Genomic DNA, 13709 nt, shown 5'->3' on the forward strand with positions numbered 1-13709 from the left:
GCTTTACAGCTTGGCTCTCAATTGAAATTTCATCTCTGCCACTTGCCAATCTATCTCATTATCAATATCATGGGCTTCCAATTCAGAAATGATAATGCCTCCCGAATTATCGCTTATCAAGCGTTGACTTCGCTGGAATGACTTGACCTGGAAAAAATAAAATTGCCCTGCATCATGGTAAGCCGGTTCTAAATCTTGTGAACGCGTCAGGGCATGTTCGGGCTGGAACCACTGGACTTTCGCATCACGCAGTAAAACGGCTCGCTGTATTGGGAAGCTAAAGGGCTGAACGGGATATACCGAGTCGAATTGCCTGTCGGTTAGAGTCGTCAACGCATGCCGCAATAGCTGGGGCGTAACGAAAGGCGCGGTAGGGTAGAGGCAACAGGCATAATCGAAAACCAGTCCCTGCTGCTCGTACTGGGATAATACTTCATGCAGAACCTGGGCCGTTGTCGCGTAATCATCGGCGGTTTCAGCGTTCCGAAAAAACGGAACCGACGCCCCGTATTGCCGGGCAATGGCGGCAATTTCGTCGTCGTCGGTAGACACCATCACCTCATCGAATAAGCCCGATTGTTGGGCTGCATCGATGACGTAGGCCAGAATGGGCTTGCCCAGAAAAGGACGAATGTTTTTTCGGGGAATCCGCTTGCTGCCGCCCCTTGCGGTGATGATAGCTATGTTGCTCATAATAGGCTGATATGGAATCCGGCTGTGCAGGTTCGCTTACTGACAATAAGCCAGCACTGAGTCAATAACAAACGTTTGTTCGTCATCGGTCAACGTCGGAAACATGGGTAGGCTCAAGCAACGAGCGTAGTAATGCTCTGCGTTCGGAAAGTCGCCGGGTTTCCAGCCGAATTGCCGATAATACGGCATCAGGTGAACCGGAATGTAATGCACCTGCGCCATGATGTTTTGGGTTCGCAGCGAGTCATATAATCCTTTGCGGTCTGCCACCTGAATTACATATAGGTGATAGGCATGGGTTACACTAGCCGGTGGAATAATGGTCGTAACGGAGGTTCCGGCAAACGCGTCGTCGTACCGTTTCGCGATCTGCTGCCGACGGGCCAGCATGGCGTCTACACGGGTCAACTGGCTGTTTCCCAGCGCGGCCTGCATATCGGTCAGGCGGTAATTGTAGCCAAGCTCTTGCAATTCCATGTACCAGCCGCCCCGTTCGGGCTCGCCGGGATATGGCTCCGTAAACTCAGCGGGTTTGTTGGTGATGCCGTGGGTTCTGAGCCGGAGCAGGTGTTTGTAGAGGGCTTCGTTATTGGTGGTAATCATGCCGCCTTCGCCAGCCGCAATGTGCTTAACCGGGTGATAACTGAATATAGCAAGGTCGGCCAGTGAGCCATCGCCACACCGGTGGTCAATAGTCTTCGTATCGGTAAATGAACCTCCCGGTGAGTGGCAACTGTCTTCCAGAAGCCACAATCCATGTTCATCGGCCAATTCACGGAAGGCAGCCATATCGACCGGGTAGCCCGCAAAATCGACCGGAATAATCCCCGAGAAATAGCCTTTAGGGTGCTTTTCGATCAATGTCCGAACGGCATTAATGTCGAGCAGGGCGGTTGCGGGGTCAATGTCGGCGAAGAAAACGTCGCCCCCGCAGTAGCGCACACAGTTGGCCGAAGCCGAGAAGGTGATGGGCGTGGTAATGACCCGTGTACCTTCTGTTACGCCGAGCGCCATGCAACACAAGTGTAAGGCAGCCGTGCCATTGGCAACAGCTATAGAATACTGGCAGCCGATGTAGTTGGAAAAAGCAGTCTCAAACGCGCCAATATGTGGCCCCTGCGTCAGAAACGGCCCGCGCAGCACTTCGGCAACGGCGGCAATATCTTCGTCGGTAATGTGCTGACGACCGTATGGAATGTTATTAAATTGTTTCACTGGCCCCATCGATTATTTGATCTGCCGGTATAACAGGTAAATAGCATTTAGCTAAACCTGTGCCCGCAGTTTTTGTAAATAAAATGCCTCGAATTGTCGGGGTAATTATGTCAAGGAGAAAACGGGCAAGGTCTCTGTCAAATATGTACTTGCCATTCTCTAGCCTGAAGTTCTCATCAAAATTGTCAATGTAAAACGTCATTTCGTTCAAATACCTCAATACTAACTCCGCATTTTCTGTTTCGTAGTTTTGAACATATTTAACTTCAGTTGTCAGCGTAACCGTTTTTGAGTCCCCATAAGCAACCATGTCTTTTCCTTCGACTTGTATGCCAAGTTGTGCTAAGTTTATCGTGTCTGAAGCATGCAAGAAAAACTCTATATCACGAATGGAGTCTATTCTGAAATCAATCTGACCTTTCATAAAGTGGAGTTAAGCAATCTGTAGGTTTGCACTATAGTCTGCTCGAAATGATTTGCTAAACCTATATGGTGAATTGTTCTCGCTACGGTTTTCTGCGTCGATATATTCCTGCACATCCATATAATTTATCTGAGGCACCTTTCCCATCGCCAAAGCTAGGTCAACCAGTTTACTAATCTTGTGGTCGAAATCGCCATTAAGTATTTGCGAAACATAGCCTTTCGTCACGCCCAGCTTTTCGGCAAGTTGAGTTCGCGAAATATCATTTTCAGACATGTATTTGTCTAGTTGGCTGAACAGATCGAGTTGGATTTTGGCAATCCAATATTCCCGGCTATGTAGCAGTTCATCGCGTGTCATCTTAAAGCGAGTTTAAATACTGTTCTTTCAATGAGCGGAAACGTTTAAAGTCTGACTTTTGAGTAGTCTTTAAGCCTCCTAGCACAATCACCTTGCCATTTAATTGTTTAATTGCATACAGGCGTAAATGCTTTGATTTAAATTCATATTCTTTGATTAAGACACCGGTTGGTGTCACATCTTTGAATCTTGTATCAGGTAACGTATTGCCATTAGCCGCATGTTCAACATAAGTGAGCATTGTGCGCAACTCAGAAATATACTGCTTATGTTTTGTAGCGAGTAATTCTTCAAAAGCGGCTAATTGCCCAACTCCGTCAATCACCAACTCATCTAATTCTTGTTTAGCTTTTACTACCTCTACTTTCCTTAATGCAAACGTACTCATAAAAGTTTAGTTAAAGCTAAACAGGCTAGGCTGAAAATTTAGACTGTCGATTAAACCGTAAACTCCGGGTCGACATGCTCTCGGATCTGTTCGCGCAATTGCTCCACGTTGAGCCAGTCGGTATTGGTGCCGGAATTATATTTGAACCCCATATCGACCTGCCGCCCGTTGAACGCTTTCATGTAGTCTTCGATGCTCCAGGTGGGCGTCGAGGGCGTGATGACGTAATATTTGTCTGTCTCGACGGTGTTTAGCGAGTCGGTTTCGGTAATCATTTCCTCATGCAGTTTCTCGCCCGGACGAATGCCCACCAGTTTCTGTTCGCAGTCGGGACCAATAGCCGTGGCCACATCGGTGATGCGGTAGGAGGGAATTTTTGGAACGAAAATTTCACCGCCCCAGGCGTGTTCGAGGGCATGGAATACCATTTCGACACCCTCTTCAAGCGAAATGTTGAAGCGGGTCATATCGGGGTGGGTGATGGGTAACACACCATCTTTCCGTTTTTCCAGAAAGAACGGTACAACGGAACCCCGCGACCCGATTACGTTACCATAACGAACGACGGAAAACTGCAAATTGCGACTTCCTTTCATATTGTTGGCCGCTACAAAGAGCTTGTCGGAGCAGAGCTTGGTGGCACCATACAGATTGATTGGGGCAGCGGCTTTATCGGTCGACAGAGCTACTACGCGTTGTACACCATTGTCGAGGGCTGCGTTAATGACATTTTCGGCACCAAAGACATTGGTTTTGATGCATTCCATCGGGTTATATTCGGCAGCAGGAACCTGCTTCAGGGCGGCTGCGTGAATAATGATGTCGATTCCCTCACAAGCCCGCTTCAGCCGTTCGCCATCGCGCACATCGCCAATGAAAAAGCGAATGGATTTGTACTGGGAGGGCGGGAAATGCTGGGCCATTTCGAACTGTTTCAGTTCGTCGCGGGAATACACAACCAGGCGTTTAATATTGGGGTGGCGCTTGTAGACCATCTCAACAAATTTTTTGCCGAAAGAGCCGGTACCACCGGTAATCAAAATGGATTTATTCGTTAAATCAAGCATCGTTTTAGGTACTGAGTTGACCAGTGGGTTTGTGTAAAGCTTACTAAGTGAAGAATGTAGAGTGAAGAATAAATTACGGCCTGGAAGTCATTATCTATTGTTTATTCTTCATTATCCATTCTTCACTCTTCATTCACTTAATTCGTGTCTTGTTTTTCCCGGACGCTTTTTAGCAAAGCGGCTAGTTCGGTGGTTATCTGCGGGTATTTTTCGGCCAGATTTTTTGTCTCGCCAAGATCGGTTTTCAGGTCATACAATTGCGGCATTGGTGCGTAGCCCGTTTCAATGTTGGTATCCTTGTTGAGTACCGGCCCGTTGGATGGTTCAATGTATTTCCAGGTGCCTCGTATCAACGAAAGCGTACCATTTATGGCATGTTCTATAACGTATTCTCGGCTCGTTTTAGCTTTCCCGAGGAATGTATTCAGTGTATTAAAACTATCGGGGACCTCTCCCTTCGCCAACGGCTGACCAACCAAAGCCGCAAAAGAGGCTGCCAGATCAACCTGACTAATCAGCGCATCAGATATTCCGGGCTTCACTGTTTTCGGCCAGCGCACGATGAACGGAACGCGGGTGCCCGCATCGAATGCACTGTATTTGCCTCCGCGCAGTGGACCGGCGGGTTTGTGTCCGTTCAGTTTCTCAACGGCCTGATCTTTGTAGCCATCGTCAACAACGGGGCCGTTGTCACTACTCACGATGACCATTGTGTTATCGCTCAACCCCAGTCGATCCAGCGTTTTCATCACTTCGCCAACGCACCAGTCCAATTGCAGAATGGCATCGCCACGCGGCCCCATGCCACTTTTGCCCGCAAAACGGGAGTGGGGCATTCGGGGAACGTGAATATCGTGCGTGGAGAAATAGACAAAGAACGGTCCGTTTTTACTGGCTTCGATAAACTGGTTCACCTTGCCGGTCAGCACATCGGCCATCTCCTCATCGACCCAGCGAGCCGATTTCCCCCCGCTCATGTAGCCTATTCGGCTCACCCCGTTAATGATGGTCTGGTCGTGGCCGTGAGAGTAGGTCATTTTAAGCAACTCCGGATGATCTTTTCCGGTCGGCTCATTGCCAACGGGTCCTGTGTAACTTACTTGGATAGGATCGGCGGGGTCGAGGTTAATGATTCGGTGATTTTCGACATACACACAGGGCACGCGGTCGCCGGTAGCGGGCAATAAGAATGAATACGTGAAGCCAATTTCCAGCGGGCCAGGCTTAATGTCGCCGTTCCAGTTTGGTCCCCCTTTAGGCCCCAGGCCCAAATGCCACTTGCCAATGACGCCTGTTTTATAGCCTGCTTTTTGCAGGATTCCGGGCATCGTAATGCGGTCGGTCGGGATCAGGAGAGCCGCATCGCCGGGAGCAATGCCGGTTCCACTTTTTCGCCAGGCATACGCCCCCGTCAGGAGCGAATAGCGTGAGGGCGTGCATGTTGACGAGGACGCATGGGCATTGGTAAAGCGCAGACCTTCTTTCGCGATCTGGTCGATGTTCGGGGTACGCACCTTAGTGGCACCATTAGCGCTAATATCGCCGTAGCCTAAATCATCGGCATAAATCAGAATAATGTTGGGCTTCTTTTGCGCCAGCATCACCGATGGGCGGAGTAGACAGGCACTGATGAGTAAGAAAAAAAACTTCGTTTTCATGATACGTTTACTCATTACTCATTGACTGATTTACCGACTGGCTGATGGATTCTCGTTCGAAGGCATCTATGTAGCTTTTGGCACTGGCGTTAATAACTCGAACTCCCCGATAATCAGCGTAGTCGCGCAGAACCTCATAGCCCCGAAAAACTTTGTGTAAGGATAAGAACTGCGCGGCCATTGAAAACGTGCGTTGCCGTTGCGCATCCATATACACCGGCTGGTGAGCCAGATCTTTGGGCTTATCGTAAAAGTGAATCTGCTTGATCAGGAGTTGATTTTGTTCGTTCAGCCGAATTTGTTCGTGCCAGGATGTATCGGCTCCGAAAAGATAAATGGTATCGAACTTCCGGTTGATCATCAGCGTCAGCGCAGCAATAATAACGGTTTGCGCCTGAGGCATACCCAATCCTTTGCTATAGAGCCAGTACGTTAGCCGTCTGAACCCTCGAACAACGGTGTAGTTGAAATACACAACGGAGATTTTAGGGTTACTCGCTTCAATTTTACCCAGCAGATAGGAGCCTTTGGCAAAGTGCGGCACATAGAGTGTCATGGGCCAATCGACCTGATTCTGAAAGATGGATAAGGTTTTTCGGATATCGTCGCGGTCAGTGGTTTGCTCGGTAAAAACGAAATAGTTGGGATCGGAAATAACGTAATCCTGCGGGCGAAGGCGAAGGAAAACCTCGGCGTGGGCAAAGTTATTCACGCACACAATTTCGGTTTGCCGAATGAAGTCGAATTGGTCTGTCAACGATTCGTTCAGCGAAGGGCCGTTGCCCAGGACCGAGCACGTGGGTAATTGCCTGTCGGGCAAGCGGGTTGTATGTCGGCCACGAATCGCCACTTTAAGCAACGATACCAGTGAAGCGAACAAGTCGCTCAAAAATTGACTAAGAGAATTAAAACCAGCTTCGACCATGCAAGCGGCACACGAGGGCGTGCCTTTTTTCTACAAAACAACAAAAAAAACAGCAGATGGGCAGAGCGGCCAGCAGGATTAGCCCATTAACGTCATTTTATCCCATCACGTATAGACAAAGCCATTGACATTAAAACAAGGCCGCCCGTAAAGGACGCACTCGTATGTATCAATCAATAAGACCTACTTATTAATTTTTGAAAAATTTACCCCTAATAAGTATTCAAATGATTATTTATTTATAATTTTAGTTTTCAATAATTGATATAGGTTAATTTAATAAAATGTACTGTACCTATTAATTCTATAATATGATTCCTTACAGATTAAACGTGATACAGACAGTATAGCTAAAGACCGTACTTGTACTTTTCCAAAAAATATGCAAAACAGCTACCCAGTTCCTGAGAACGAATTTCAACGAATTATTGACCTGTCCGACTTCGATTTAGATTATTCGGGGCTTCAGGACAAATTTAAAGACCTTACTACGCTGGCAGCTAAGGTGACAGGAACCGATATCTCATTAATCAACCTGATTGATTCCTACACACAGTGGACCATTACCAGTCACGGCCTGGATTTAACGTCCATGCCTCGCGAAGAATCCGTTTGTCAATATACCATTCTGGAGCCTACCAGTTTTGAAGTCAAAGATTTACAACTTGACGAGCGATTCTCTGAGCGATGGTATGTATCCGATGCTCCTCATCTGCGCTACTATTTTGGTATACCCCTAACGTCGAGTAATGGCAACCATATCGGTGCACTTTGTGTGCTCGATACAAAAGTAAAAGAGCTTGATCCGGAAAAAATCGAGCTTTTACAGATCATTGCAGCTGAAGTCGTTAGCCGACTAAACACGCTTCAGGAGATCCAGTATTTAAAACGGCAGGCATCCGAAATGAATGAATCCCGAAAGCGGGTAGCACATGATATTCGGGGGCCTTTGGGCGGTATTATTACGATGGCTCAACTGGTTACCAGCAGCGGAGCCAGTATTAAGCTGAACGAAATACTCGAACTAATTCAGCTCATTCAGATGAGTGGTAAATCGCTGCTCGAACTGGCAGATGAAATCCTGGTCAACGATGATAAGTGGAAGCAGGACCATGATAAGAAAGAGATCTTTCATCAGGTTAGATTGAAAGACACGCTGGAAAAACTGTATACTCCACAGGCACGCTCCAAAGGAATTCGCTTCCTCGTTTCGACCGATGCTTCGACGGAGTTAATCCCTTTTTCCCGTAATAAAGTGGTACAGATTGCGGGTAACTTGATTTCCAATGCCATCAAGTTTACGCAGGGGGAAGGGCATGTGCAGGTCAACACTAAATTGAGAATTGAAGGCTCACACAACATGCTTAGTCTCACCGTTCAGGATTCTGGCGAGGGTATTACGAGCGAAAAAATAGCGGATATTCTTAATGGCCAGGGTCGTTCGAGTAACGGAACCGCCGGCGAGTCTGGCTATGGTTTTGGACTTCCTCTGGTAAAACACCTGGTCAGTACACTAAATGGAGAAATGACCGTTACCTCATCCCCTGGGCAGGGGACATGCTTTGAGATAAGTCTAATGCAGCAGAAAACGAGTTGATACTACTCAAGAATTTAGTCAGACACAGCAAAAAGGCCCGGTGATTAGTCAACCGGGCCTTTTTTTTGAGAAAAGACGGTGCCTTTGACAATTGTAGTTGTTAATAACTATTGACATACCTTACCGTTATATATCGTTGTAAACGTTTGTGAAAGCTGATAGCCCCAAGCTGCTGTAGCACTAAATGAGCGGATAATTGTGAACTTGCCACGAAATAAGCAACGCAGCTAACATCGGGTAGTAACCAGCAGAATAGCATGACTAAAAAGCGCATATTTTTTACCGGGGGATCGGGAAAAGCAGGAAAGCACGTAATTCCCTACCTGCTCGGCCAGGGACATAAAGTGATGAATGTAGACCTGACACCTCTGGACCACCCAGGGGTAAATAATCTGGTCGCGGATATAACAGATTCCGGACAGGTTTTTAATGCCATGAGTTCATACGCTGGCTTAGATGAATTGGAGGCAGGGAATGGGGTGCCAAAATTTGATGCGGTCGTTCATTTTGCGGCCGTGCCCAGAATCTTACTCAAACCGGATAATGAGACGTTTCGGGTTAACACCATTGGTACCTACAATGTGATTGAAGCGGCTGTTAAACTCGGCATTAGAAAAATTATTATTGCTTCGTCAGAGACCACTTACGGGATCTGTTTTTCAGATGGACAGACCAATCCTAGCGTGTTGCCGCTGGAAGAGGATTATGACGTCGACCCAATGGATAGCTACGGCTTATCGAAGGTTGTCAATGAAAAAACGGCACGCAGCTTCCAGCGACGGTCAGGCGTTGATATATATGCCCTTCGTATCGGCAATGTGATTGAGCCGCACGAATACGCGGAGTTGTTCCCCTATTATTTTAAACACCCTGAAGTGCGACGCCGGAATGCCTTTTGTTATATAGATGCGCGTGATCTGGGACAAATTGTGGATTTATGTCTGCAAAAAGACAGCCTTGGCTATCAGGTTTTTAATGCTGGCAACGATCATAACGGCGCCATTATTCCCAGCAAAGAACTGGCCGAAACGTTCTTTCCTACTGTGCCCATAAGTCGCGAATTAGGGGAGTATGAAGCCCTGTTTTCAAATCGCAAAATTCGTGAAGTGCTGGGCTTTAACGAACAACATAACTGGCAGAAATACGTGAAATGGGAATCGTGACAATGTAACCCTGGGTTTTAGTCTAATTCGATAGCCTGCTCGATTGACTTTTCGCTTTGACTCATTGACCGCAACTAATGATTTTGCTGATTCCTGTGACACCTCACAAACGCTTCAACCTCAAACAGCATGAATACGACAAGACAGCCCCAACCACTTCCAGGTGATTATTATGGAATAGTGTATAAAGGCAGCTTTATTGTGCCAATCCTGGTGATAGTTATTCTTGCAATAGCTCTTTGGTGGTTTTTGAGGAAACGTAAATAATCGTAGTCAACGTAAGCTTAGCGGCTGTTGGAAAGTAGTAAATGGGTCATTCCGAAGGTCAATGATCAGATCATATTTTTGCGTATTTTGAGTCAGAAAATAAACGCAAAATACGCAAAATTGATCGACTCGGACTTTGGCAATAGCCAACTCACGTATACAACAATGATTAAGCCTTCAAATGCTCTTTTCTGTATCTTGCTGTGGGCTTCCATCCTGAGTTGCTACAAACAGGTTCATCCTCCCACTGTTAGAACAATTTTGTTAGAGCAGCTAAAGAATACTCATACCAACGAAGACTGGTTTACTCCTCTGAAAAAAGCCACAGGAGGGCTTACAGCCATACAAGCTAACTGGCGAGATAGCACAGTTAATCACTCCATCGGGCAGTTAGTATCTCATCTAATCTTCTGGAGCGAAAGAGTTCTAACTGCCTTTCAGGGTAATACTGCTCCAGACTTTAGCGGAAATAATGAAGAAACCTTTGAGCGGTTCACCAACGTAAGTTGGGATCAGGCCATCGTGAAACTAGATAGTATTCAAATTAAATGGTATCAATCCGTAGAAAAGGCTACAGATAAACAACTTGCTAAATGGAGTTCTTCAGTAGCTAACATTTGCTCACATAACGCCTACCATACGGGGCAAATAATCTACATAAGAAAAAAGAACAGATGGTGGCCTAAACCTGAAGAAAAGAAGTAATTTCTATCTGGCTATTTATATAATTCTAAGGCTTTGCTAACCGGCGTTTTAAATAATCTTCTGACTTTATTCTTTTTTTATGAAATTAGTTATATAGCACTTCTAAAGAAATTTAAATTACTATTGAATGTATGAATTATGCTTCCTTAGCCTTTTTACAGCTATTAATAATTTAATAGTCTTTTCTATTCAATATACTCAGTCATTGATAATAAAATTTTACCACTTGCATTTTTATTTGGTTTTACGTAGAAAATAATCCCAGTATTATCTTGGTATATATCATGCTTACCTATATTCAAGTTTATTGAGTCTTTAAAAATTGTAAACGAACTATCCGTAAGTTTATCATTATTTCCTACCATCGCAATCTTGATACTACCGGAAAATTTTCCATTTATTCTCGTGTAAACTTTATCGCCACTTTTACCAATAAATGATATTTTACTCGACTTAGTTACGTCAAGTAAGATTCTTTTTTCAACTCCTTTTTCTTGTTCGCATCCTGAAAATCCTAAAAGATTCAGAAGGATAAGTAATTTCGAATTGTTCATTGTCTACGTTGAGAGATGTGTTTAGAATGTGAAAAATACTTCATTAATTTTTTGAGATTTCAACAACTAAAAAGCTCTGTCACTTAAAATTTTCATTTGTTATGTAAGTACGGTTATGTTAACCGAAATCTACCTTTATATAAATTACAAATACTAGCTATAACATCTCGGTTATATTTTTTTGAATTTTATAACAGCTCCTTTTTGTTGGCCAACAGGAGTATACAGAAAACCAACGATATTAGTTTCACTACAGGTTAAAGTAAGCAAGTTCGACTCTCTAGAAGGCATCAGATAAACTATATAACTTATACAACTTTCATTTACGCTTGTCCTGTTAATCTGCTGGGCAACAAAAGCGCTTTTGTACGTAAGACTATCCTGCGGTTGCCCATCAATAATAGTCCGCAAAGATACTTCAGCGGTATCTCTGGCTACACTTTTAATAGTTAATGTGATATCTCCTGCCTTGATTGGAAAAGGAATACCGCTGACTTGTGCTTGATAGGTACCTTCTACCGATGGAGCTGGATTTGGTAGGCTCAGAGTACTTTTAGTACAAGCTATAGCGCCTGCAAAAAGGGCAGTGGTGATGAGGAGCGTAGGATTACTCATTTCACTTAAAAATTCGTTCAGCCTAGAAACGAAAACCCTTCAGATACATTATGCTAAACTTATTCCATCATACATTCTTTTGTTATATAATCTACGCTATGTTTATATAAAGGAAAAGTTTAACAAAAATGGAATTCTGTTAAACAGGTAATTTAGGTGCTTTCTACTGAATTTATCGTTTATGACAGAAGAAGTTTGTAAAATCAACTTTTACGTTTCGTTAACATTCTTTTACTAGCCCTCCATCACATCTCAGCACAAAGACTAGTAGGTTTACGGGCCACTGTTGCGACCATCCGCGGTTGCGGCTAAAACCCTTACAAAAAGAGAGATGTCTAAACTCATACACATATATGCTTTGTTCCTGATGGTTGTTTTTTGCACTTCCTGTGGACAAAACCAAACAAACGGACCAAAAGATACTATCAGGTCCGAAATTAAAGACATAGGGCCTAACGTAATGGTTCGTAATATAAAAAGAGGCAGTAATGGCACCATTTTGATTGCTGGCCCCAACAACGCATCATTTGGTGATGTTTTTCGATATGATGCCCGCTTGCCAGAGGGGCAGGGAAAATCGTTTACTAATCTTACAAGTAAACTAGGTCAGCACAAATTCCAGGATGTTCTGGAAGATCGAAGTGGAAATATCTGGTTCGCTACTACTGATTCAGGCGTTTATTATTACAACGGGAAATCCCTGCCTACCGGACAGGTAGGAATTCAACATTTCACTACCACAGAGGGTCTTGCCAATAATCGGGTTACGTCTATTTATGAAGACAAAGCCGGCATTATTTGGTTCGGCACGGGAGGTGGAGTAAGTCGTTACGATGGGAAATCGTTTCGAAATTTTACATCTCCAAACGCCCCGCTTTTTTATAAAGAAGGGGATTGGAATAATGATATTCATACAATCATTGAAGATAAAACAGGAAAATTGTGGGTTGGCACAAGAGGAGACGCCTTTGTTTATGATGGGAAAAAATTTACCACGTTAACCCATAAAGGCGAACCCTTTCTCGATGTTTGGGCTATAATGGAAGATAGAAAAGGTACTATTTGGCTCAGCGGTTACAATGGCTTTAAAGTAAGCCAGACCGGTGGCCTCTATCGCTATGACGGCAGTACCTTTACGAAGGTATCGGAGAGGGGTGCTTATGCAATAATCGAAGATAAAAAAGGAAACATCTGGACTACTGGTCCGGTAAATCCTGCTAATTGGACGGTCCAGGCACTTTCCCGTTATGAGGCAAAGTCCTTGTCTAGTAATGAGCCCACGGTAACCGAAATCAGGTCAGGAAAGGCTTTTCTGGGGCTTTCGGAAGCGAACGATGGAAGTATTTGGTTTGGCGATGCGACCGGCGTGTATCGGTATGATGGGAAGACCATCACGGACTTTTACAATAAAGAGGGTCAGAAAAAATATAGCCTAGATACAAAGCAAAGTGTTGTCATATGGAAAGGTTCCTGGCTACTTGGTGCATGGGAAGGTTCTACGTTTTTGGGTGATGGTGCCGGTACAGGGGGCGTTGATCTATTAAAAGGAGAATTATTGATCGAATCGGATCGCCGAAGCGACCGTCATCTGGTGGGTGGTGCAGTTGACGTCGACATGACTACAATTGAACAAAAATTTGATGATCCAGGTCCACACAATAAATTACCGCCATTTTTTGATGTCAAAAAATTCCCTGTTTCTAGATTCATAATTACGAAGGTTGAAACAGGGAATGATGGAAATACAAAAGTTCCAACTGATGGAAGTATAAGAGTTACATCTGAAGGAAATATAAAAGTTACCGGGAACCTGACCATTGAAGGTATCACGAAGGCAGTTACTTTTCCAGCCCAACTATACTTTAAGGACGGAATGGACGGAACTGTCGAGATAAATGGCACACTGACCCTTGATCGAACAGAGTGGGGTATCGATTCTGGATCAGAAAAGCACTTTTTTAAGTCTGGTAATGCAATCTCGGACGACGTTAAACTCTTTATGAAAATCGTAGCAAAAAAATAAATAGTTAGCAGGGTTAGAAATAAGGTGTATAGCTGTTGCTAAAAATGCCCCATTT

Annotated in this window: 14 protein-coding genes; 4 read left to right on the plus strand and 10 right to left on the minus strand. The window is 44.7% G+C overall.

The annotated features are described in order from the left end of the window. Window positions 1-3: 3 nt before the first annotated feature. From pseF to CWM47_RS05805, 8 genes are all read right to left on the minus strand, one after another. Window positions 4-693, minus strand: coding sequence for a pseudaminic acid cytidylyltransferase (gene pseF, locus CWM47_RS05770; RefSeq protein ID WP_100987051.1), 690 nt, complete (start codon window positions 691-693; stop codon window positions 4-6). A gap of 36 nt (window positions 694-729) precedes the next feature. Beyond that, window positions 730-1908: a UDP-4-amino-4,6-dideoxy-N-acetyl-beta-L-altrosamine transaminase gene (pseC, locus tag CWM47_RS05775; protein ID WP_240625727.1), complete on the minus strand. Its 1179-nt coding sequence runs from the start codon at window positions 1906-1908 to the stop codon at window positions 730-732. Then, complete coding sequence (locus CWM47_RS05780; RefSeq protein WP_100987055.1) at window positions 1895-2332, minus strand: hypothetical protein; 438 nt, start codon at window positions 2330-2332, stop codon at window positions 1895-1897. The genes pseC and CWM47_RS05780 overlap by 14 nt, the downstream gene beginning before the upstream one ends. Window positions 2333-2341: 9 nt before the next feature. Continuing rightward, window positions 2342-2692 carry a helix-turn-helix domain-containing protein gene (locus CWM47_RS05785; RefSeq protein WP_100987057.1) on the minus strand — a complete coding sequence of 117 codons (351 nt, stop codon included), beginning with the start codon at window positions 2690-2692 and terminating at the stop codon, window positions 2342-2344. Between the two features lies 1 nt (window position 2693). Beyond that, entirely contained in the window at window positions 2694-3080 is a 387-nt protein-coding gene (locus CWM47_RS05790; protein WP_100987059.1) for a hypothetical protein, read from the minus strand. Between the two features lie 50 nt (window positions 3081-3130). Next, the gene (gene pseB / locus CWM47_RS05795) at window positions 3131-4147 is read right to left on the minus strand and encodes a UDP-N-acetylglucosamine 4,6-dehydratase (inverting) (RefSeq protein WP_100987061.1); all 1017 of its coding nucleotides are present in this window, start codon (window positions 4145-4147) and stop codon (window positions 3131-3133) included. Between the two features lie 137 nt (window positions 4148-4284). Then, entirely contained in the window at window positions 4285-5805 is a 1521-nt protein-coding gene (locus tag CWM47_RS05800) for a sulfatase family protein (RefSeq protein ID WP_100993752.1), read from the minus strand. 7 nt (window positions 5806-5812) lie between these two features. Beyond that, window positions 5813-6730, minus strand: coding sequence for a hypothetical protein (locus tag CWM47_RS05805; protein ID WP_100987063.1), 918 nt, complete (start codon window positions 6728-6730; stop codon window positions 5813-5815). Window positions 6731-7112: 382 nt separating this feature from the next. Between CWM47_RS05805 and CWM47_RS05810 the strand changes: the two genes are divergently transcribed. The 3 genes from CWM47_RS05810 to CWM47_RS05820 all read left to right on the plus strand — a co-directional run bounded on the left by CWM47_RS05810 (window position 7113) and on the right by CWM47_RS05820 (window position 10462). After that, the gene (locus CWM47_RS05810; protein ID WP_100987065.1) at window positions 7113-8327 is read left to right on the plus strand and encodes a GAF domain-containing sensor histidine kinase; all 1215 of its coding nucleotides are present in this window, start codon (window positions 7113-7115) and stop codon (window positions 8325-8327) included. Window positions 8328-8584: 257 nt separating this feature from the next. Further along, window positions 8585-9490 (plus strand): NAD-dependent epimerase/dehydratase family protein, encoded by a 906-nt coding sequence (locus tag CWM47_RS05815; RefSeq protein ID WP_100987067.1) that lies wholly within the window; start codon window positions 8585-8587, stop codon window positions 9488-9490. Window positions 9491-9922: 432 nt separating this feature from the next. Beyond that, window positions 9923-10462 (plus strand): DinB family protein, encoded by a 540-nt coding sequence (locus CWM47_RS05820; RefSeq protein WP_157815907.1) that lies wholly within the window; start codon window positions 9923-9925, stop codon window positions 10460-10462. 185 nt (window positions 10463-10647) lie between these two features. Here the strand turns inward: CWM47_RS05820 and CWM47_RS05825 are convergent, their stop codons facing one another. Continuing rightward, entirely contained in the window at window positions 10648-11016 is a 369-nt protein-coding gene (locus tag CWM47_RS05825) for a hypothetical protein (RefSeq protein ID WP_100987071.1), read from the minus strand. A 171-nt stretch (window positions 11017-11187) separates the two neighbouring features. Then, window positions 11188-11631, minus strand: coding sequence for a hypothetical protein (locus tag CWM47_RS05830; protein WP_100987073.1), 444 nt, complete (start codon window positions 11629-11631; stop codon window positions 11188-11190). A 331-nt stretch (window positions 11632-11962) separates the two neighbouring features. Between CWM47_RS05830 and CWM47_RS05835 the strand changes: the two genes are divergently transcribed. Then, the gene (locus CWM47_RS05835) at window positions 11963-13654 is read left to right on the plus strand and encodes a two-component regulator propeller domain-containing protein (RefSeq protein ID WP_100987075.1); all 1692 of its coding nucleotides are present in this window, start codon (window positions 11963-11965) and stop codon (window positions 13652-13654) included. Window positions 13655-13709: the final 55 nt, after the last annotated feature.

It is taken from the genome of Spirosoma pollinicola, from assembly GCF_002831565.1.
Lineage (GTDB): Bacteria > Bacteroidota > Bacteroidia > Cytophagales > Spirosomataceae > Spirosoma > Spirosoma pollinicola.

Excerpts from the sequence above, each read along its gene's own strand:
- CWM47_RS05815 (WP_100987067.1), top strand. The coding sequence starts at position 8,585 with ATGACTAAAAAGCGCATATTTTTTACCGGGGGATCGGGAAAAGCAGGA.
- pseB (WP_100987061.1), bottom strand. The coding sequence starts at position 4,147 with ATGCTTGATTTAACGAATAAATCCATTTTGATTACCGGTGGTACCGGC.
- CWM47_RS05830 (WP_100987073.1), bottom strand. The coding sequence starts at position 11,631 with ATGAGTAATCCTACGCTCCTCATCACCACTGCCCTTTTTGCAGGCGCT.
- CWM47_RS05825 (WP_100987071.1), bottom strand. The coding sequence starts at position 11,016 with ATGAACAATTCGAAATTACTTATCCTTCTGAATCTTTTAGGATTTTCA.
- CWM47_RS05820 (WP_157815907.1), top strand. The coding sequence starts at position 9,923 with ATGATTAAGCCTTCAAATGCTCTTTTCTGTATCTTGCTGTGGGCTTCC.
- CWM47_RS05790 (WP_100987059.1), bottom strand. The coding sequence starts at position 3,080 with ATGAGTACGTTTGCATTAAGGAAAGTAGAGGTAGTAAAAGCTAAACAA.
- CWM47_RS05805 (WP_100987063.1), bottom strand. The coding sequence starts at position 6,730 with ATGGTCGAAGCTGGTTTTAATTCTCTTAGTCAATTTTTGAGCGACTTG.
- CWM47_RS05785 (WP_100987057.1), bottom strand. The coding sequence starts at position 2,692 with ATGACACGCGATGAACTGCTACATAGCCGGGAATATTGGATTGCCAAA.
- pseF (WP_100987051.1), bottom strand. The coding sequence starts at position 693 with ATGAGCAACATAGCTATCATCACCGCAAGGGGCGGCAGCAAGCGGATT.
- CWM47_RS05810 (WP_100987065.1), top strand. The coding sequence starts at position 7,113 with ATGCAAAACAGCTACCCAGTTCCTGAGAACGAATTTCAACGAATTATT.
- CWM47_RS05800 (WP_100993752.1), bottom strand. The coding sequence starts at position 5,805 with ATGAAAACGAAGTTTTTTTTCTTACTCATCAGTGCCTGTCTACTCCGC.
- CWM47_RS05835 (WP_100987075.1), top strand. The coding sequence starts at position 11,963 with ATGTCTAAACTCATACACATATATGCTTTGTTCCTGATGGTTGTTTTT.
- CWM47_RS05780 (WP_100987055.1), bottom strand. The coding sequence starts at position 2,332 with ATGAAAGGTCAGATTGATTTCAGAATAGACTCCATTCGTGATATAGAG.